Origin of the sequence: Nocardioides houyundeii, assembly GCF_002865585.1 — a bacterium.
GTDB classification, from domain to species: domain Bacteria; phylum Actinomycetota; class Actinomycetes; order Propionibacteriales; family Nocardioidaceae; genus Nocardioides; species Nocardioides houyundeii.
This window is the reverse complement of the sequence record NZ_CP025581.1, coordinates 631,045-650,516: the sequence shown is the minus strand read 5'-3', so window position 1 is coordinate 650,516 and position 19,472 is coordinate 631,045. Positions and strand designations below refer to the sequence as shown.

14 protein-coding genes and 2 pseudogenes are annotated in these 19,472 nt (G+C 62.3%); 7 read left to right on the top strand and 9 right to left on the bottom strand.

The genetic code is table 11. The annotated features are described in order from the left end of the window. Positions 1–60: 60 nt before the first annotated feature. Together C0R66_RS20220 and C0R66_RS03150 are read left to right on the top strand one after the other, a co-directional pair. Positions 61–177 (top strand): annotated as a pseudogene (locus tag C0R66_RS20220) (hypothetical protein); the annotation flags it as partial. A gap of 578 nt (positions 178–755) precedes the next feature. Next, the gene (locus C0R66_RS03150) at positions 756–1,433 is read left to right on the top strand and encodes a CpsD/CapB family tyrosine-protein kinase (RefSeq protein WP_158647869.1); all 678 of its coding nucleotides are present in this window, start codon (positions 756–758) and stop codon (positions 1,431–1,433) included. A 12-nt stretch (positions 1,434–1,445) separates the two neighbouring features. On the opposite strand, the gene C0R66_RS03145 is transcribed toward C0R66_RS03150, so the two are convergent. Together C0R66_RS03145 and C0R66_RS03140 are read right to left on the bottom strand one after the other, a co-directional pair. Then, positions 1,446–3,179, bottom strand: coding sequence for a DUF4012 domain-containing protein (locus C0R66_RS03145; protein ID WP_101523474.1), 1,734 nt, complete (start codon positions 3,177–3,179; stop codon positions 1,446–1,448). A gap of 100 nt (positions 3,180–3,279) precedes the next feature. Next, positions 3,280–3,672, bottom strand: a complete 393-nt coding sequence (locus C0R66_RS03140; protein WP_101523473.1) for a hypothetical protein — start codon at positions 3,670–3,672, stop codon at positions 3,280–3,282. A gap of 228 nt (positions 3,673–3,900) precedes the next feature. On the opposite strand from C0R66_RS03140, the gene cysD reads away from it, so the two are divergent. Genes cysD through C0R66_RS03115 form a run of 5 tightly spaced genes read left to right on the top strand, consistent with a single transcriptional unit; the run spans position 3,901 to position 9,840 of the window. Next, the gene (gene cysD, locus C0R66_RS03135; RefSeq protein ID WP_101523472.1) at positions 3,901–4,815 is read left to right on the top strand and encodes a sulfate adenylyltransferase subunit CysD; all 915 of its coding nucleotides are present in this window, start codon (positions 3,901–3,903) and stop codon (positions 4,813–4,815) included. Next, positions 4,815–6,116 carry a sulfate adenylyltransferase subunit CysN gene (gene cysN / locus C0R66_RS03130; protein WP_241901549.1) on the top strand — a complete coding sequence of 434 codons (1,302 nt, stop codon included), beginning with the start codon at positions 4,815–4,817 and terminating at the stop codon, positions 6,114–6,116. Before cysD ends, cysN begins: the two co-directional genes overlap by 1 nt. 41 nt (positions 6,117–6,157) lie before the next feature. Beyond that, complete coding sequence (locus C0R66_RS03125; protein ID WP_101523471.1) at positions 6,158–7,156, top strand: nitroreductase family protein; 999 nt, start codon at positions 6,158–6,160, stop codon at positions 7,154–7,156. Beyond that, complete coding sequence (locus C0R66_RS03120; protein ID WP_101523470.1) at positions 7,153–8,604, top strand: oligosaccharide flippase family protein; 1,452 nt, start codon at positions 7,153–7,155, stop codon at positions 8,602–8,604. Before C0R66_RS03125 ends, C0R66_RS03120 begins: the two co-directional genes overlap by 4 nt. Before the next feature lie 9 nt (positions 8,605–8,613). Then, positions 8,614–9,840 carry a polysaccharide pyruvyl transferase family protein gene (locus C0R66_RS03115; protein WP_101523469.1) on the top strand — a complete coding sequence of 409 codons (1,227 nt, stop codon included), beginning with the start codon at positions 8,614–8,616 and terminating at the stop codon, positions 9,838–9,840. A gap of 680 nt (positions 9,841–10,520) precedes the next feature. Here the strand turns inward: C0R66_RS03115 and istB are convergent. The 7 genes and pseudogenes from istB to C0R66_RS03090 form a co-directional block, all read right to left on the bottom strand. After that, positions 10,521–11,321, bottom strand: coding sequence for an IS21-like element helper ATPase IstB (istB, locus tag C0R66_RS03110; protein WP_101523468.1), 801 nt, complete (start codon positions 11,319–11,321; stop codon positions 10,521–10,523). Then, positions 11,321–12,547 (bottom strand): IS21 family transposase, encoded by a 1,227-nt coding sequence (gene istA / locus C0R66_RS03105; protein WP_158647868.1) that lies wholly within the window; start codon positions 12,545–12,547, stop codon positions 11,321–11,323. The genes istB and istA overlap by 1 nt, the downstream gene beginning before the upstream one ends. A gap of 1,729 nt (positions 12,548–14,276) precedes the next feature. Next, entirely contained in the window at positions 14,277–15,017 is a 741-nt protein-coding gene (locus tag C0R66_RS18565; protein WP_158647867.1) for a hypothetical protein, read from the bottom strand. 19 nt (positions 15,018–15,036) lie between these two features. Next, positions 15,037–15,516 (bottom strand): acyltransferase, encoded by a 480-nt coding sequence (locus C0R66_RS20215; RefSeq protein WP_422385605.1) that lies wholly within the window; start codon positions 15,514–15,516, stop codon positions 15,037–15,039. A gap of 218 nt (positions 15,517–15,734) precedes the next feature. Then, on the bottom strand, positions 15,735–15,974 hold the full coding sequence (locus C0R66_RS18555) for a glycosyltransferase family protein (RefSeq protein ID WP_158647865.1): 240 nt from the start codon (positions 15,972–15,974) through the stop codon (positions 15,735–15,737). Positions 15,975–16,815: 841 nt separating this feature from the next. After that, positions 16,816–17,961, bottom strand: coding sequence for a glycosyltransferase family 4 protein (locus tag C0R66_RS03095; RefSeq protein WP_101523466.1), 1,146 nt, complete (start codon positions 17,959–17,961; stop codon positions 16,816–16,818). A 183-nt stretch (positions 17,962–18,144) separates the two neighbouring features. After that, a pseudogene (locus C0R66_RS03090) lies at positions 18,145–19,286 on the bottom strand (transposase family protein). Positions 19,287–19,472: the final 186 nt, after the last annotated feature.

Sequence of the window (19,472 nt, the reverse complement as noted above, 5' to 3'; positions counted from 1 at the left end):
TCTAACGAATGGGGACTCGTGGAACTCCGCGACTACTGGCGCATCGTCCAGCGCCGCTGGATGTTCATCCTCGGCACGGTGGCCGTAGCCCTCGCGCTGGCCGCCGTGCTCACGCTGAACGCGACGCCGCAGTACGCGTCGTCGGCGCGACTCTTCGTCTCCACGAGTCAGTCTGACAACTCTCAGGCCTATCAGGGCAACCTCTTCGCCACTCAGCGAGTCACCTCCTACGCCGACCTAGTGGGCGGTCGCGAGCTCGCCGAAATGGTGGGTCAGCGGCTCGATCTGAGCGAGGACGAGATCCGGGACCTGCCGGAACGGGTCGAGGCGACCGTGGTGCCGGAGACCGTAATCCTTTCGGTGACCGTCACCGACCCCGATCCGCGGGCCGCTCAGACCCTGGCCCAGGCCTACGTGGAGGAGCTCCAGGACCTGATCCGGACTCTCGAGACGCCCTCCGGTGATGAACGCGCTCCTGTGAAGGCGACGGTCGTGGACGACGCTTCCTTCGAGGACAGCCCCGTCTCCCCTCAACCGCTACGCAACTACGGCCTCGCCGGCGTCCTGGGGCTCCTCCTGGGTCTCGGCATCGCGGTGCTCCGCGAGGTGCTGGACAACACCATCAAGACCAGCGAGCAGGCGGTCGAGTTCGGGTCCGCGCCGGTGCTGGGATCGATCGCCTTCGACAGTGCTACCCCCAAGAAGCCCCTCGTCACCTCACTCGAGCCGCATGCCCCCGGGTGGAGGCGTTCCGGGTGCTCCGCACGAACATGCAGTTCGTCGACGTGGACAAGGAGGGCCAGGGCCGGGTCTACGTGGTCTCCAGCTCACTCCCCGGCGAGGGCAAGACCTCTACCTCGGTCAACTTGGCGCTCACCAGCGCCCAGACGGGTCTCAAGGTGGTGCTGGTGGAGGCGGACCTGCGCCGCCCCAAGCTCACCGAAGCGCTGCACATGGACAAGGAGATCGGTCTCACCACGGTCCTGGTGGGCAAGGTGTCGCTCGACGACGCCCTCCAGTACGAGGAGAAGTACAGCCTCTCCGTGCTGGCCAGCGGCGCCATCCCGCCGAACCCGTCGGAGCTGCTCCAGTCCCAGGCGATGGCCGACCTGCTGACCGAGCTGCGCAGCCGCTTCGACCTGGTGATCCTGGACGCGCCGCCGCTGCTGCCGGTCACCGACGCCGCCCTGATCGGCGCGCAGGCCGACGGTGCCCTGCTGGTGGTGCGACACGGAAGCACCACCAAGGAGCAGCTCGCGCACGCGGTGGAGCGACTCGATGCTGTCGGCGGTCGGGTCGTCGGTCTGGTGATCAACATGGTCCCGCGACGCAAGGGCTCGTCGGGCTACGGCTACGGCTACGGCTACGGCTACGGCTACGCGCCCGACGCGGAAGTAGTCGTCAAGCCCAAGAGCCGCAACCGGCGGCGCTGACCGAGGGACGCCTTAGCAGGCGGACGCGAACTCGGTGTCCGCGTTGCCCGAGACGATGCTCGGAGTAACTCCCACCGTGCCAGCTCCGGTCTGCCCCTCATCCGTGGTCATGCGCCAAGAGATGTCAACATTCTTGGTGGGGCTGAGCTCCGTCACCATGCTGGCCACCGGGCGCCCGTTGAGAAGCACCGTCTCCAGATCCTCCGGCTCCCCGTCGAACCGGACGTCGGTGATCTCTCCACCTACGGGGCCGTAGATCCGGAGCCACACCAACTGGGACCCGGGCTCCGTGCCGAAGATGCCGGCGCCCGAGATGTAGGGCGGCAGATCTGCCACCTCATCCTGGGAGATCGTGGAACCAATGCGCATTTGGGCCGACAGGGACTGGACGCCCTCCTGGCAGGACTCCGCCCGCACCTCGACGTCGTGGCGCAGGTAGTAGGACATCTTGGCGCCCGTGACGTCGTTGAGTGCGACGTCGACCACAGGGCGCTCGGTTGACTCGTCCTCAAGCTCACCGGCCACCGCGGTGCCGTCGAGCACCGATTGTTCTTGGGGATCGAACGAGTGCACCAGGAAGCGCCCCTCGCGCCCTGCCCGACCGAACCCCTGCGCCAGGTCCATCGCCGACCTCGGCTTGCCCGTGACCGCGTCGAAAATCGCCAGCGCCATCGCCTGGAAGCGTGCGTCCTGCTCTGCGGGGTCCGGCAGCTCGCGATAGGTCTCGTGCAGCAACTCGTCCACGACGTTCTCGCTGTTCACCGTCACGCCGTCCGCCGTGACGGGTCCCGTGCCCTTGAGCAGGTAGGACAGCGCCACGGTGTCGAGGGCGATCACCCCGTCCAGCTCGGCGTCGCGCTCCTTCTCAAAGCGGGCACGCCACAGATCCGCCGCCCGGGGGAAGTGAGGCGTGAAGTTGGCGTCCAGGAAGTACGTCCCCAGCTGCACGTCGTACACCTCCCGCTCCTCGGCCGAGAGCGGGAGCACGGGCCGCGCGAGTTCCGGGAAGTCGGTTCCTCCTGACCCCTGCTCCACCAAGGCGACCCGGCCCTCGTTGGTTCGCACGTGAGCCCATGCCCCGGGCAGTCCGCCCGTGGCCCGAATCTCGGCGTTGTTCTGAAAGATCAACAGGTAGTCCCGCTCACCCGAGTCGCCGAACATCCCCGGAAGCAGCTCCGTGGCAGGTGCCGCAGCGGCAAATGCGCTTTCTGCGCTGGTGAGCAGGCCGACGTACTCCTGGTAGGGGTCCTTCAGCGTGCCGAAGAAGCCGTCGCTCGATACCCCGGTGACGTGCTCGGCGGCCGCGGACAACGCGATCGAGGCACCACTGACCGGCGACACGAGTTGATTCAACGCCTTGATGTCGACCCCCTCGCCGGCACTCACCTGGTCCAACAGGTCGGCGGTGTCGAGCAGGGACGGCACCGCTTCCTCGGAAAGAGTGGAGAGCGACCGGGAGACGGCTCGCACTCCTTCGGCATCGTCGCCGACCGTCGGGAAGTAGGTGAGGGCGGACCACACCACCCCGTCGGACCGCTCCTCCGCACTCCTGCTGTCCCTGCGCAGGTCGCTTGCGGCGGCCTCGGCGGCATCCCGGCTATTGGCACTGAGCGCGTCCTGGAGTTCCCGCGCGCTGGACTCCGCTCCCTCCAGGTCGCCCTTGATCTGCCACGCGGTCCAGCCGGCATACGCGGCGACGGCGATGAGGAGAACGGCAACAGCAGACAGAGCACGACGCAGGGTCACAGAGGGTCCTCGGCTAGTTCGAAGGGTGGCCAGAGTAGCCAGAAGGCCCCGTCTCCCGGAGGGGACGAGGCCTTCTGAGATGACTCTGCGAGTCAGTAGGTCACTTGCCGACCTTGAACTTCACGAGCGAGTTCGACTTCTTGTAGGCGGAGTTCTTGTTCTTCGGGGCGAACTTCACCCGGACCTTGTACTTGCCCTTGGCCAGCTTGCCCACGCTGAAGCGCTGGCCCTTGGTGTATTCCTTGGTCACGCGCTTGACGACCTTGCCGTTGGGCTTGCGAACCACGAAGGTCACCGTGCCCTTCGGCTTGCCGTTGCCGGCGACGTCGATTTCAACCTTGATCTTGACGGGCTTGTTGACACGGATGACCACGGGAGCGGTCACCTCGGTGTCGGTCGGGACCGTCCCGGTGTAGGGCCCGGCGTGGGCAGCGCCCGCGAACCCGGTGGACAGGATGCCTGCGAACGCGAGGCTGGCAATGATCTTCTTCATGTGAACGTCTCCCCCAATGAAAGGCGTCGAAGTCTGTATGCGCCTTGCGGCACTGGCTGAGCCAGCACCCTAACCCGATCTCTTTGGATCGTGCATATGATCTGTCACTAAGTGGGACAGGTGTGGGCAAAAACACGCTGGCGGCCACGCCCGGCCCGGGATGTCGGTCTCCCCCGCACACCCGGCTAGCATGTGGGCTGCTGTCCCGACGAGAGGCCCCAGTCAGTCATGACCCAAACCCACGCCGACTACCAGCTGAGTCAGCTTGACCAGCTTGAGGCGGAGTCGATCCACATCTTCCGTGAGGTCGCTGCAGAGTTCGAGAAGCCGGTGCTGATGTTCTCCGGCGGCAAGGACTCCATCGTGATGCTCCGCCTCGCGGAGAAGGCCTTCCACCCGGCCAAGATCCCCTTCCCGATGCTGCAGGTCGACACCGGCTTCGACTTCCCCGAGGTGCTCGCGTGTCGCGACTCCTGGGTGGACCGCCTCGGCGTGCGGATGGTCGTGGCGAGCGTCGACGACGCGATCGCGGAGGGCGTCGTCGTGGACGACGGCAAGACCTCGCGGAACCGCCTCCAGATCGGCACTCTGCTCAACGCCATCGAGAAGGAGGGCTTCACTGCCGCCTTCGGTGGCGGTCGCCGGGACGAGGAGAAGGCCCGCGCCAAGGAGCGCGTCTACTCCCACCGCGACGAGTTCGGCCAGTGGGACCCCAAGATGCAGCGTCCCGAGCTGTGGAGCCTCTACAACGGGCGCATCCACTCTGGTGAGCACATGCGCATCTTCCCGCTGTCCAACTGGACCGAGCTGGACATCTGGCACTACATCCACCAGGAGCAGATCGAGATCCCCTCGATCTACTTCTCCCACCAGCGCAAGGTCATCGAGCGCGACGGCATGCTGCTCTCAGCCTCCGACGCCGTGCAGCCCAAGGGCGAGGAGAAGATCGAGACCAAGACGGTCCGCTTCCGCACCGTCGGCGACATGACGCTGACCGGCTGCGTCGAGAGTTCTGCAGCCACCACCGCCGAGATCATCGACGAGATCGCGATCGCCCGGGTCACCGAGCGCGGCGCGACCCGTGGTGATGACCGGTTCTCCGAGGCGGCCATGGAAGACCGCAAGAAGGAAGGCTACTTCTGATGAGCCCCGAGATCTCTCCCGTCGCCGAGAAGCATGAGGGGCGCGCGCAGATGGACCTGCTGCGCTTCGCCACCGCTGGCTCGGTGGACGATGGCAAGTCGACCCTGATCGGTCGGCTGCTGCTGGACTCCAAGTCGATCTTCGAGGACCAGCTGGAGTCGGTCGAGTCGACGTCGAAGTCCAAGGGCTACGACTACACCGACTTGGCGCTGCTCACCGATGGTCTGCGCTCGGAGCGGGAGCAGGGCATCACCATCGATGTCGCCTACCGCTACTTCGCGACCCCGTCGCGCAAGTTCATCATCGCCGACACCCCCGGCCACATTCAGTACACCCGCAACATGGTCACCGGTGCCTCCACCGCCGACCTGGGCCTGGTGCTGGTCGACGCCCGTCACGGCCTGACCGAGCAGTCTCGCCGCCACGCGGTGCTGCTGTCTCTGCTGCGGGTGCCGCACCTGGTGCTGGCGGTTAACAAGATGGACCTCGTCGACTGGGACGAGAAGGTCTACGAGCGCATCCACAACGAGTTCACCGCGTTCGCCACCAAGCTAAACATCCCCGACCTCGAGGTCATCCCGATCTCGGCGCTCCAGGGCGACAACGTGGTGACGCGCAGCGAGAACACCCCCTGGTACCACGGCCCGACGCTGATGCATCACCTCGAGCACGTCCACGTCGCCTCGGACCGCGATCTCCAGGACGTCCGTTTCCCGGTGCAGTACGTCGTGCGGCCCAAGTCGGATGAGTACCACGACTACCGCGGCTACGCCGGCATGGTGGCCGGCGGCGTGCTGAAGCCAGGAGACGAGGTCGTCGTGCTGCCCAGCGGCATGACCTCGACCATCGAGGCCATCGACCTGTTCGACCGTGAGATCACCGAGGCATTCCCGCCCATGTCGGTGACCGTGCGTCTGGCTGACGACGTAGACGTTAGCCGCGGCGACATGATCGCCCGGATCAACAACGCGCCGAAGCCGAGCCAGGACATCGACGCGATGGTCTGCTGGATGACCAACGAGCCGCTGCGCCCGCGTCAGAAGCTGGCAATCAAGCACACCACCCGTTCCGCACGCGCTCTGGTCAAGGACATCCAGTACCGCTTGGACGTCAACAGCCTGCACCGTGACCAGGACACCAAGGAGCTTGGTCTCAACGAGATCGGGCGAGTGCAGCTGCGCACCACGGTGCCACTGCTGTGCGACCCGTATTCCAAGAATCGGACGACGGGTTCATTCATCCTGATCGATGAGGCCACAGGCGTGACTGTAGGGGCAGGCATGATCAACAGCGGCAGCTGATCCGGCATCTGCTGGGTCCCGTGAAGAGTGCAGGGGGATTCATGAAGGATTCGATGAAGGGGCTACTCCCCGAGCAACTGCAGCGCCGCTTGAAGGTCCAGCGACAGAGGCTACTCATTCTGGTCGAGGGGGCTCGCGACACACTACGGCACCTGCACTTTGCGTCCCCAGACGATCACGTATTCGACCCGAGCAGCGGGCGCTCGGCGGAGACCCAGCTCACCAAGGACTACCACCGCATTGAGAAAGGGCTGTCGCTGCGACAGCCAAAACGGCCATTTGCGAAGGCGGTCGACGCTCGACTCCAGGCTGGAATTACAGGGATACCTCACGACGCGCCGCTGGCCGACCATGTCGCCACAGCTCGTGCGGCCCTTGCAACTTGGAACGCCAGCGGAGTCGTCCACGACGTCATCGCACCCATGCAGGAAGCACAGCGCGTATGGGGCGGGCTGCTAACGCCAGCCGGTCGTGAAGTAGGTGAGCAACTGCTCACCAGCCGGCGTAGCGTCCGAGATTTCGGAGCAGGCACGGTGAACCCTAGTCTTGTTTACGACGCTGTCAGGCTTGCGCGCTTTACGCCTTCCGTATGCAATAGGCAGGCTTGGCTTGTGCACTGGTATACGGACCCAGTACAGGTGCAAGGAATCCTGCGCCGACAGAATGGAAACGCCGGTTTCGGCGAGCATGTCCCTTCGGTTGCAATAATTACTGTTGACACCAGACTCTTTGCCGGACCAGGCGAACGCAACCAACGTTGGGTTGATGGTGGCATGTTTGCCGCAAACTTTGCGAACGCCCTCCATCTCAACGGTCTAGCGACATGTTTCCTGAATTGGTCAATGTCGAACCGAGCATCCACGGACCTTCGAACTTTGGCCGAGATTCCTGATCACGAAGATGTGATCACGCTTCTTGCCATCGGCACCCCGCCCGATCAGTTCCGCGCAGCGCGGTCACCCAGACGGGCAACCGAATTCCTGTTGCGGCAGCACGCGCCGCCTCCCGCCGCGGATCCCTCCTCGGATAGCCAAGAGTGATCGGCTCCGCGCTTCCCTCCTCAACCGGCCTGTCCAGCGCAACTTGGATACTGCTCGGGCAAGTAGTCAAAGTCGGTTGTCTTTTCGTGGGATTCGTGGCCCTCAGTCGACTCCTCACACCGACCGACTTCGGAGTGTTTGCCCTAGCTCTCGCGACGGTAGGTATTGCCGAATTGATTCGAGACGCTGGACTTACTCCCGCAGCCATTCAAAGTCAGAGTCTGAGCCAGCACCGCCAGAATAAGGTTGCGTGGGCAAATGCACTCCTTGGACTCACCTGCACCACAATCGTGGCGCTCTCCGCATTCCCACTGGCACAGTTGCTCGGACAGGCCCTCCTTGGCCCCGTAATTCTTGGACTTTCTCCAGTATTCTTTCTCAACGGAATGCAGGCGGGAGCCGTGGTCTCGCTGACCCGTAGTTTCCGGGCACCCACGCTGGCGATTACGGACGCACTAGCAGCGACCATAGGGCTCATCTGCGCGCTAGCCACGGCATATCTTTGGGAGAACTACTGGTCTCTAGTAGTACAGCAGGTCACCTCAGCCTTCGCCCTCACCGCATTGCGCCTACTCGCGGTAAAACGCTTAATCCCGGGCAATTTCGACCGATCCACGTCAATTTACGATATTGGAACATTTGGCATTAAACTGGGCGGTGCTCAGATGATCAATTATGCGAGTTCCAATATAGATTCGATTCTCATCGGAGGGCGCATCGGCGCACACGTCCTCGGCCTTTATAACCGTGCATTTCAATTGATGACCCTGCCTGCACAGCAGATCTTCGGACCCCTGACGAACATGTCAATATCATACATGGCGAAAACCGCGGGAACAGAACATTTCCCAGTTGTAGTAGGTAGAAACTTGCGGCGGGCCGGGGCGATTGGATCCGTGGTCTTCGGTTCCCTGTACGCATGCGGGCCTTCAGGCGCCATTGTCGCCTTTGGAGAGCCTTGGACTACCACCGGCACTTACTTGCAGATTTTGGCAATTGGCGGACTCTTTCAATCACTCAACTTTGTCAACTACTGGACGTTCCTAGCAACTGGCCGGTCTGGCGATCTTCTGCTTTATAACCTCATCTCCAAAGGCCTGACACTTATAGCTATTGCGTTCGCTAGCAACTATGGGGCGATACAGGTGGCCGCCACGGTGTCTCTGTGTCTGATCCTGTCTTGGCCTCTCGCACTCTTCTTCTTGAGAGACACTCTCAATTTTGCGAACATGTTCAAAGAGGGCCTTGGGCCGATTGTCTCGACCCTCATCGTCGGCGCCAGTGGATACCTAGTCTTGCCTTTTGTGGGTAGCGCTCCCCCTTCGGTGCAACTCGCGTGCGCTTTGCCTGTTTGCCTTACCGCTTGGGTCATCACCGCCGCACTTTCCGCTGGCAACCGCCGAGACGCACGGGAAATGTTTGAATCATTCTCAAGAAAGCAGAGATAGCCAGTTCTCATGAAGATCTTTCTCAAGAACAATATCGATCGAGTGATTCTTGGTGCCGATAGGTTATTGATGCTGCTAGGGACCAGAGTCGGCTCCCGAAGGCGCCCGTGCGGAACTGGCATCCTGATTCCCTCCGCAGGTGGAGGTAATATCGGCGACGTCGCCATGCTAGAGAGTTTAATTCCGAAGCTCCCCAATATTGAGGAGTGGAATATCATCGTCACCTCTGCCTGCTCGTATAGCGAGGAGCATTTACAAAACTTTGGAACCTCGACCGTTTCACCGCGATTGCTGTATTCGCGAAGTCCACGTCATTTTCTAGAATGGTGGCGGCTGGCCCGGAGCCTTCGCCAAGCGGACACTGTCCTTATCGTAGGTGCGGACGTCATGGACGGAGCCTACGCTCCATTGTCATCCGGGCGGCTCTGGACTGTCGCGGAGTTCAGCGTGAAAGGTGGAGCAGCAACTAGGGTCCTGGGCTTCTCATGGAACTCCTCGCCACATGCTCTCGCGGCTAAGTCAGCCGCGAAAGCTGGTACGGCGGGCGTCGAAATCGTGGCACGTGACCCAGAATCCTATGAACGCCTTAGGCGTCTCGGTATTCAAGGAATAGCCCTAGGCGCTGATTTGGTGTTTAGTCTGGACGTAACCCCCGCGCGTCCACTGGACCCAACCGCTCTACGGTGGCTCGGCTCCGCAGGACCGCGTGCCATCGTCAACATCAGCGGCTTGCTGCAGGCGCGACGAGACCAGTTGGAAGAATATTGTTCTATAATTCGCGGTCTGCAGGAGCGTGGGTTCAATGTGCTGCTGCTGCCCCACGTCACCCATGAGGGCGCGGACGACGTCGCCGCCCAAGCCGCTCTCCTCGATGCTCTGCAAGACGACCAGTCTGGTGGCTGCTGGTCGATAGGGGACCTCTTGCCGCCTGCGCAAATCCGTTATCTTACGGAGCGAGCCGACGTAATCATGACCGGCAGGATGCATCTCTCAATTCTGGGCCTCTTGGGAGGCAAGGCTCCTATAGTGTTGGCGACGCAGGGAAAGGTTCGTGGACTGCTGGAAATGTTCGGCATATCGGAACTGTCCATTGAGCCCGATCCCGGCTTCGGGACCCTTGTCCTGGACGCGATCGACAAACTGCGCATCGAAGCGGATGCGTATCACAATGCGGTTCTTAATGGTCTACCACTTGTAGTGCAAGCCTCCCAAGAGAACTTCAAGCACCTCGACTGATACGTCTCCGCCTGGGCTATTCGATCTGGGACCAATCCGCGGGCAGGAGGAGGCGCTGGTGGTTCCTCAGCGACGGTTGCTCGGACCTCGGTCGGCGCCGGTCCTTCTTCAGTGGGCCGTCGATGGTCGCGTCCGGTGCCAACGGTAGCGAGGCCTGGGAGCCAAGCGGGTGGGACGGGTGAGCGCCGATTCGAGATGGTAGAGCTCCTTAATGAAGCTCTCGTTTTTCAGCCACAACTACGGGCCATCGCGGGAACCTGCATCACGATTGACGCCTGATCTACTACGGGCTCTACTGGCGCGCCAAGAGTTCGACGAGGAACCTTGGTACCGAGCGAAGCACGGCTTCCGGGAGGTCGCTCATCCGCGCCGTCATAGCCGCGTGCAGGCTCTGCCATCAGACTGCGGCAGGTGCAGGAGCGCACCATCCGGGTCAGTCGCCCCACGCGGGTCCCGCTCGCTGAGCCCTGGCACTCCCGACGGTCACATCTCCTCGCCCAATGCCCACTCCAGGATCGCCCGGCAGGCACTGAGGGACGCTGATGAATGGTCACCATGGGTTCCTCGAACCGTGGCAGGGGCCAGTCGACCTCTGGTGGGCATGTCGATGGTCGCGTGTCGGCAACGCTCGGATCTGGGGCCGATCCGACGGTGGAAAACGAGGCCACCGGTTGTGGGTTCTAGTCTGCCGTGTCTTGGGTTCTGATGCTGGGCAGGGTGTCGATGCCGCGGTTGCGTAGTCGGTAGCTGGCGCCCTTCAGGGTCAGGACGTCGGCGTGGTGCACGACGCGGTCGATCATCGCGGCGACGACGGCTTGGTCGCCGAAGACGCCGCCCCAGCCGCTGAAGGGCAGGTTGGATGTGAGGATCAGCGAGGCGTGCTCGTAGCGACTGGACACGAGCTGGAAGAACAGGTTCGCGGCGTCTTGTTCGAAGGGCAGGTAGCCGACCTCGTCGACGATGATCAGCCCGTAGCGGCGTAGCCGGGTGAGCTCTTGGGGTAGCCGGCCGGCGCGGTGGGCGTCGGTGAGTCGGGTGATCCACTCGGTGGCGGTGGCGAACAGGACCCGGTGGCCGTGGTGCGCGGCGGCGATGCCCAGGCCGGTGGCTAGGTGGGTCTTTCCGGTGCCGGGCGGTCCGAGCAGCACGATGTTGCGGGCCTCGGTCAGGAACCCGCCGGACGCCAGGGCGGCGATCTGCTGCCGGACTCCTGGTTGGGCGTCCCAGTCGAACTCCTCGAGCGTCTTCCGGGCACCGAACCCGGCAGCACGGATCCGCAGCTGGGCCCCGGATGCGTTGCGGGCGGCGACCTCGCGGTCCAGGACTGCGGCCAGGTACTCCTCATGGGTCCACCCGGAGTCGCGGGCGTGGTCGGCCAACCGGGCAGCGGACTCGGTGATCCGGGGCGCCTTCAACGCACTGGCCAGGTAGGTGAGCTGCTTGAGCGCCTCACCAGTGGCCGGCTTCTTCGCCGCGCCCATCAGGCCACATCCTCATCGCTGCCGTGGGTGAGTCCGAAGGCGCGGTCGTAGTCGGCCAGGTCCCGCACCAGCGGGTCGTCTGGTTCGGCGGTGGCAGGGACGGGTGCCAGGTACTGCTCGCGCAGGACCTTTGCGGCCGCGACATGGGCCGGGTCGGTGATCGTCTGCCCGCGTGCCCAGACCCGGTCGTGCCGTGCCACGACCCGCCCATCGTGGCTGACCTGGACCTGGCGCAGGTCAGCGGTGACGTCGACGAACCGGCCGATCAGTGCCGGGTCGACGGAGTAGTCCGATGAGTCCAGGCGCACGTAGTAGTCGCGTCCCAACCGGACCCGGTTGGTCCAGCCCACCACCGGTGCCACCGGCGGCAGGGGCAGCATCGCGGCCTTGTCGACCTCGACCAGATCGACCGGGCGGGCCTTGATCGTGCGGACCGTCCGGGCGTTCGCGATCGTCAGCCACTCAGCCAACTGGGTGTTGAAGTCCGCTGGCGACGCGAACGTCCGACCGGGCATGAAGGAGGTCTCGAAGAACTGGTTGCGTCGCTCCACGATCCCCTTGGACTCCGGATCCCGGGGCCGCAGCCGGTGCAGGCTGGTGGCCAGCGTGCCGGTGAACGCCGCGACCCCTTCGGCGTGACGCTTGCCGCGGCCGATGCCGGGCTCGTTGTCCCAGATCAACCGTCGCGGCACCCGCCCCAACTCCTGCACCAGTTCCCAGGTCGCGGTCAGCAGGTCCTCGGTCCGACGGGTAGGGATCATCCGACCCAGGACGAACCGGGAGTGCGCGGCGGTGATCACCAGCACCGGCAACAACACCTTCGTGCCGTCCTCGAGCGGGATCTTCCTCGGCGGGAACCACAAGTCGCACTGCGCCGCATCCCCGGCCGCCCAGACCAACCGGTCCGCAGGGTCGACCGGCCGATGCTCGGGACGAAGCCGCCGAACGTGGTCACGGAACCAGGTGATCGACCCGGTCCATCCCACCCGTTCGGCCAGCACGGTGGCCGGCATGTCCGGGGTGTCCTTCAACAGCTGACGCACCCGAGCCTCGTAGGGATCGAACGACGTCGGGACCGCCGGCCGCTCGTACTTCGGTGGCCCATCCGAGGCCACCGCCCGCGCCACCGTCGACCGTCCGACCCCCAAATCCCGCGCGACCTGCCGCTGCGGAACCCCGTCCGCGACCAGCCGCCGAATCAGAGCCCAATCCTCCACTGAGATCACCCACCCAATCTGTCGGGGTGGCCTCGTTTTCGCCCGTCGCTATGGCCTCATTTTCGAGCGTCGTCGACAGTCGCGTCCCGTTCGCAAGGGGATGCGGCCTCGGGCGCCAGGCTCGGAGGGCGCAGCAATGCTGATGTGGGTTGGTGCAGCGCCTGATGGATGTCTTCATGACACAGCCGCATCGACGGGTCCTCGGAAAAGCGACGTCGCAACTGCTGCTGATCTGCTGCGACCTATGCCTCTGCGCAGGAGCTCCACTCCACCACCAACCGCCGCAGCTCCGGTGACGTGTCGACACGCCGGGGTGGTGCCGTGCGCGGTGGGCCGCCGCCTGTCGGTGCGCTCGAACGGCCGGTATCCCTTGCGGGGCTCCCGGGGTGTGGCGGCGCGGCTCCCGCGACATCTTCCAGGGCGAGCGTCTCAGTCGCTCGGCGATGCCGCGGATGCTCACTCCGGCGAGCACGAGGTCGGCGATCTCGATCCGCGAGTCCTGCGACAGGAATCGGGGTCTGACTTCACGTCCGACATCCAGTCCAGCGGCGACACGCACCCGGCGGGACGCCCTGGCGGTAGGTCATGTACCCACGCGCCCAGTTGTTGCCGGTGGTCCGCCACACCCCGACCTCCCGGGCCGCGCCCCGAATGCCCCAGCCACGAGCCCGCAGCTCCATGAACCGTAGCCGCTTCATCGCCAGCGGACGCCTCCCCGGACCCTTCTTCACCCGAAGCGTCGATGTCCTCACACCCACAAGAATCTCGGAAGGTGTTGCCCCACCGCGAAAAACCACCGGAGCAGAACCGACCCACATTTCGGGGGCATCGACACCGGGTCGGTGATCAATCTGGTGGCGCCCGCAAGCCGCGTTTCGGGCGGCTGAGGACGTTGAACACGAAAGCCTCGTAGCCCATCCCGGAACAGCCCGCCACCCAGGTGAAGTTGGCCACCTATAGACGGCTGGGACGACAAGTCCAGAACTGCCGATCAACCCAGCCATCGGAGGACGAGGGCTGGACTCCGCAGTGATGGAATGCATAATGAGGGCCGAAAGTCCAACATTATTCACTCGAATATTCGGAACGGCAGATGGCCTTGCCAAACAATCGCCAGGTTTCCGGAACTATTCGCCGACGCCGTCCGTGCGTTGAGCCGCCACCGCAGCCACGGGAGGTGTTTGGTGCTCGCCACCACGCTTGATCCGATACTGCAACCTCGCCACCACATACCCTGTCGCGAGCATCCACAGGATCAGTGGCTCAGACAGCATGCCCCACCCGGTCATCGTAATAATCACGAGCCCAGGGAAGGACGCGAGAACTACCCGAGCATGCCCACCAGCGAGGCCATCCTCTTTCCGTTTCGGAAATGCTACCCAAAGCGCACCGAACACTGGTAGCAGCAGTGCCGCTAGCCCAACTACGCCCAGTTCAACGGTTGCATAGAGCACCACGTTGTGAACAACCCATCCAGAGGCGGCCATCGAGTCGGTCGCCCCCACTGCATTTTGGTAGGAATTCGGGCCCGCACCCTCCCACCAAGAGTGGGTATTAAGGAAACGCACGGCCGTGTCATTGAACTGCGATCTGTATGTCCCATCCTCGCCAGTAGTGAATCGCTGGACCCAGAAATCGAAGGACAGTGTTAGCGCTACGCCCAAGAAGAGCGTAGTCCGCAGCCGGGAGGCATGTCTCCCATCGCCCGGCTTCAAAATGCTCCAAATGAGAATTGCACTCACCACGGCGATAGCATTAGCACGCCCCCCGAGAGGATGAGCGGAATAAATGACACGCCTATGGCGAACATACTAACCCGACGAGTGACACGATCCGGCGATGCCACTAGCGGCAGCACGAAGAAGGCAGCCAAGAAGCAGACCTTCCCAATGTAACTGGGGTGACCTAAAGTGCCGCCAACGCGACCATCGATACCGTCATCCGCCACCACGAGCTGATTAGCATCAAAGATGGGAAACCCGACGAACTGCAGGAGACTGATAACCGTTTGTATCAAGATTATGCCTGCGATCCAACATGCGACCGCACGGTCACCGTAGGTGCCACGGCGAGCAACTTCATGCGCAATCGCACCGCCTGCGATCCAAGCCCCAGCAGCCGTCAAAAGATGTACGACGCCCGCCCACAAGGGAGGCGTGTTGGCCCAAACGAACAGAGCCCAGGTTAGCAAGAAGAAGGACAGCACAAGAAACGGCCAAACCTGCAACCTTCGGTTTCCAGCAGTCCAGGATATCAATAGAATGGCTATGATGCCTACCGTGTAGGTCATAACTCGGGGTTGACTTCCCGTTATGCCAACGCGAAAGGAGTCGAGGTGGCTCGAGCCGACAACAACCCTTGGAAGAAGCATCGTCGAAGTAGCGACGAGTCCGAGATAGATATTCAACCGCCCGTTATATGGCGCCGCAATGAGCACGCCGATCAGACACATGGCGGCGAGGGCGAACATCAGCATCATGGACCTAAAGGTGATTGATTCAAAGCTTACGAATTATCCGTGCTGGGACGCCGCCGAGTATAACTCCTCCCGGAAACGTTCCTTTCACCACTGCCCCCGAAGCCACGATTGTTCTTTCACCAAGTGAACAACCCGCAAGAAGGGTGACCTTGGAGCCGATCCAGCAATCGTTTCCTACGATGATGGGCGCTTCATTCGTTCCCTGTTCCCTAATTGGCAAGGAGTGGTCGCCATAATTATGCTCCTGGGAATGAGCGCTGAATCCTGGCCCAATAATGACATCGTCGCCGATCTCAACGCCCCCAGAGGCTCCCAGGTGGAATCCGTCTCCCACGCCCGAGCGTTTGCCTATGACTACTCCGACGCCATACCGTGAGAGATGACTGGTCGTCGTAATAACCCCATAACGACCGAGCCTTGTTCCCTCACCGATCCGGACGCCTATGGTGCCGCGGGCATCAATCACAGTTCGATCTCCCACACCCGACCAATTTGCCATCTGAAGCCGCGAGCGTCCTCGCAATTTAACCCGGGATCCCAGGAATACCGGCCGACGTAGTCGAAGGTAGCCTCTCGCCAGTTCTACTAGGCGCACTCCGGCCTCGCCCATCAGATCCAATGGTGGAATATTCGGATCGACTCTTGTGCTCCGGCCAGAGGCGATCATAAGTCGCTGAATGACTGCCGTAACGCGGTAACTCGGGACCTGTTGAACCCTCATGGCTGACGCTCTTTGAGGAGCGAAGCAACCCGTTCGATGGCGAAACTTTCTTTGAATATGTCCAGGGACCGGTCACCGCAGGGATCAAATCGCACCAGAGGCCCTAACCGGTGAAAATCAGGCGTGAAGAGATCCACATGTACAAACTTCCCTTGATATTCGTCCGGAAATCCATCGAATGCGAAATCCGTACCAATAACCGGGATTCCGTGGGCCATTGCTTCAATCACTTTCACCTTGATCCCTCCCCTAACGCAATGGGAGCGAGCGCCGCATCGATTTTCGAGTAGAATTTGTCTAGGCAACCGATAGGACCAAGAAGATGAACTCCCTCTGGTGGTTCAGGCAAGAGGTCTGACCCGAGACCTGCCACTACGACGTTCCAGCCAGCGGCGGTGAGGCCGGGCACCCAGTGCTTTAGGAGATGAAAATAGGCATCCCGGTTTGGCCAGTAGTTGAAGTTGCCTAAGAACCCCGCAGTTAGACCGTTCGAACCGTCTTTCGGGACCGGATAGAATTCGTCGTCTGGAAGCGTGGTGGGCAACCACACCGCTTCTACTCCGCGCCCAAGAAGAGTCTGGGTGTCCGTCCAACCGGCCGCTGTGGTGAGCCACGCGTCCTTACAGGCCAGCCTCTCGGCTCGTCGTAGCCACATAGATTGGAGACGCGCGGAAGCTGAGTAGATGCCACTCCTTGCGTCTGCCTCTCGCAGGGCGAATTGGCTCCATAAGTCCATGAAGTCTAGCCAGAGTCGAGCCTGAGAGTACCGTCGATAGGGCGCTTGGGACAGCGCACTCACGTGCATCAACGTGGCATCCGAGGACTGAACAACGCGTCGCATAGTTGCATTCCGTGCCCCTAGTGACGTGGGCATAGGAAGCATCTTCCGCTTGAAGTTGCGCAGTCGGCTGGGCACTGTGGAGAATCCTGGCCCCTCATGGTCTTTAGCCTGAGGAAACAGTGTCTCAACGTCCCAGCCTGCCCGCCTTAAGTACGTTTCGGTCGCACGATTCCTCAGTGTGCCTCCATCGCGCGCCTTCCATGGGTCAACCAATGACATCATAAGGACCGAGTCATTCATTCGCCTATCCCTTCACGCGAAGGCCCAATAACGGCGTCGACGAACGCTCGCCGGTATACCCTCTGTCCAAAATGGTGATTGACGCGTTCGTATCCAGCCAAGGCGAGTGACTCCGCCATCTTTGGTTTGGCGAGCATCTCTTCGAGTGTGGCAGCCAAAGCAATCGCATCCCCTGACTGAAAGACAAGGCCAGATTTGCCGTGTTCAACAATTTCGGTCAAGCCTCCACCTGAGGATACGATCACCGGCCTCATCGCTGCCATCGCTTCTGCGGCGACTAAACCGAATGATTCCGAAACGCGGGAAGGCACCACACACACATCGGCGCGTTCCAACAGTTCTGCCATGTCATCGACGAAACCCAAAAATGTAACGTTGCCCTGCAGTCCGTATAGTCGAACATCGTTTTCGAGTTTTTCTTGGAACCATTCATACCCAGCGTAAACGTCTCCCGCGAAAAGTACCTCTACCTCTATACCCTTCACTCGTAAACGATGGGCAGCCTGGAGCACGAGGTCCTGTCCCTTACGTGGGCTCAGCCGCCCACTAACGAGTATTTTCGGCACGTCTGCGCGGTCCCGGGTTGCAGTTCGGAAGTACGTCGTCCAGTCACGCCCGTTGCGTACGGTATGTATCCTCTTCCGCCGGAGAAGCACTGACGTTGTCACGAACTCCCTTGCCGTCTCGCTAACGACGACGAGTTCGTTTGCAAGCACTAGCGGCATCAGGACGCCAGCACGCACGATTGGATTGGTTCCCGCCTCGGCCTCGTGCACCACCACTACCACTGTTGAGCCCGTCAGACGAGCGGCAAGTGACCAAACTGGTTGGGTCGATGTATTGGCTACGACTCTGTCTGGTCGATGGTGGCGTAGCACGCGGACAGCGTTAAATGTCCCCAGGATCGACGCCCATGCCAGGACGAGCAGCCTGTGTGGTAAAAGGTGCTCCTTGCGGAGAACCGGCACCCGCACATACCCAACTTGCATGCCAGCAGAGAGCGCGTCGTCAACCAATGGGCCGCTGTTCGGAGTTATGAGGACAACCTCATGACCTGCCTCGATCAGCGCGTTAGCTCCCTCGAGCGCCATGCGATCGCTGCCGTATCGCTCCGCGCCCGGGTTACACATCAGTATCTTCACTTTGACGTCCCCCTAGGCCGCGTCCACGGGCGGGGAGCCCTCGGACGGAGTGATGAAAAGACTAGTTTAGGTCTGCGCGCCCCTCTCGCTGGATCCCCCCGGCGGAACAATCTTGTAGGGGACCCGATACACGCGTAGGCGACATCGTGACCTGCCTCACCGTTTGGGTCCCAATTGCGGTGACTAACTGGCTTCGGCGATGTTGTCGGGGAACGGAGGTAGTTCGTACCCGATTGGAGTGTGAGAGCCGAGCGCGGGGTGGCGTCGACGGCAGTTGTGGAAGCTCTCGATGTGCCCGAAGATGCGTTTGCGAGCTCGACCCGGGTCTTCCATCCTCGGCGGTTGAAAAGCTCGACCCACATCGAGGACCAGAAGCTCGCCATCATGGCGTTGTCCAGGCCGTCGCCGACGGTACCGAAGAACGGAGGCCCGGCGGAGCGGTTCTTCTAGCCGAAGACCCAGGAAGTGAACGGGTTTCCGTGGGTGGCGTGCACGATCCAACCGGCTTCAGGTGACGGTTGCGGATGGCCATGTGGAGGGCGTTGACCCCGAGGGTGTCGTCTTGCTTGGAGCCGATGGGCCGGCCCACGATGCGGCGGCTGTAGGCGCCGAGCACAGGGGCACATTCGATCAAGCCTTCACGCGCTTGGAATCCGGTAGGTGTTGCGACGACTGCTGGTACCCAAGGTGTCCTGAGTTGGGTGGTGTCGGTGACCCAAGCTCGCTGGAACGGAACCGGTGGAACTTCCGATCATCGGGGGTTACCACGCCGCGTAGCCGGTTGCCCGTGGCCGGTCCCGGGTAGTCCGTAGATGCCGGCCCGGTTCATGTGCAGCCAGACGGTGCGTTCACAGATGGTGATGCTCATCCCCATGGTGCGTTCGGCATGCATGCGCCTGTACCCGTAGGTGCGCCGGGAGGCGACGTGGACCTCGCGGATCAGCCCGGTGAACCATTGGCGGCGCAGTTGCATTGGGGGGTCAGATCCACTTCTGCTTGTAATAGTCCTGCCGTGTCACGCCAGGAGCCGTCGGTAACGATCGGACGGGACCCCGGTGTTCGACGAGTCGATCGATCACGGGTAGAGCCCTGTCGGGCGGGGATTTGTCCTCGCCCAGGAACTTCGCGGCTGGACGATCACCAGTTCGGTCTCGAGTTCGCGGATGCGCCGGCGAGCGACCCGGAGCCCTGCTGGCTCGGTGGTGGCGGGCCCGGGGTTTCGCCACAGTCGATGCGGTCTTGCTGGGCCACTTGGACAGCGTGAAGGGGGTATTGAGCTCGTGAGCTGTCTGGTTCTGCGGTTTGCCCGCACGGACAAGCACGATGTCTCGGGCGCGGAACTCGGGCGGGTAGGCACAGTGTTCAGATTTCCGGTGAAGGCAGTCACTTTGCTACAGGAACTGGAACCTTTGTGACGGGGCAGGTCAACCGTCACCTGAGAGCGTGCATCCGCCCCTGCATTCGACTTCCCGCCCTTCCTCGGCGTGCTGCGGACTTTGACCTCGTCTCGC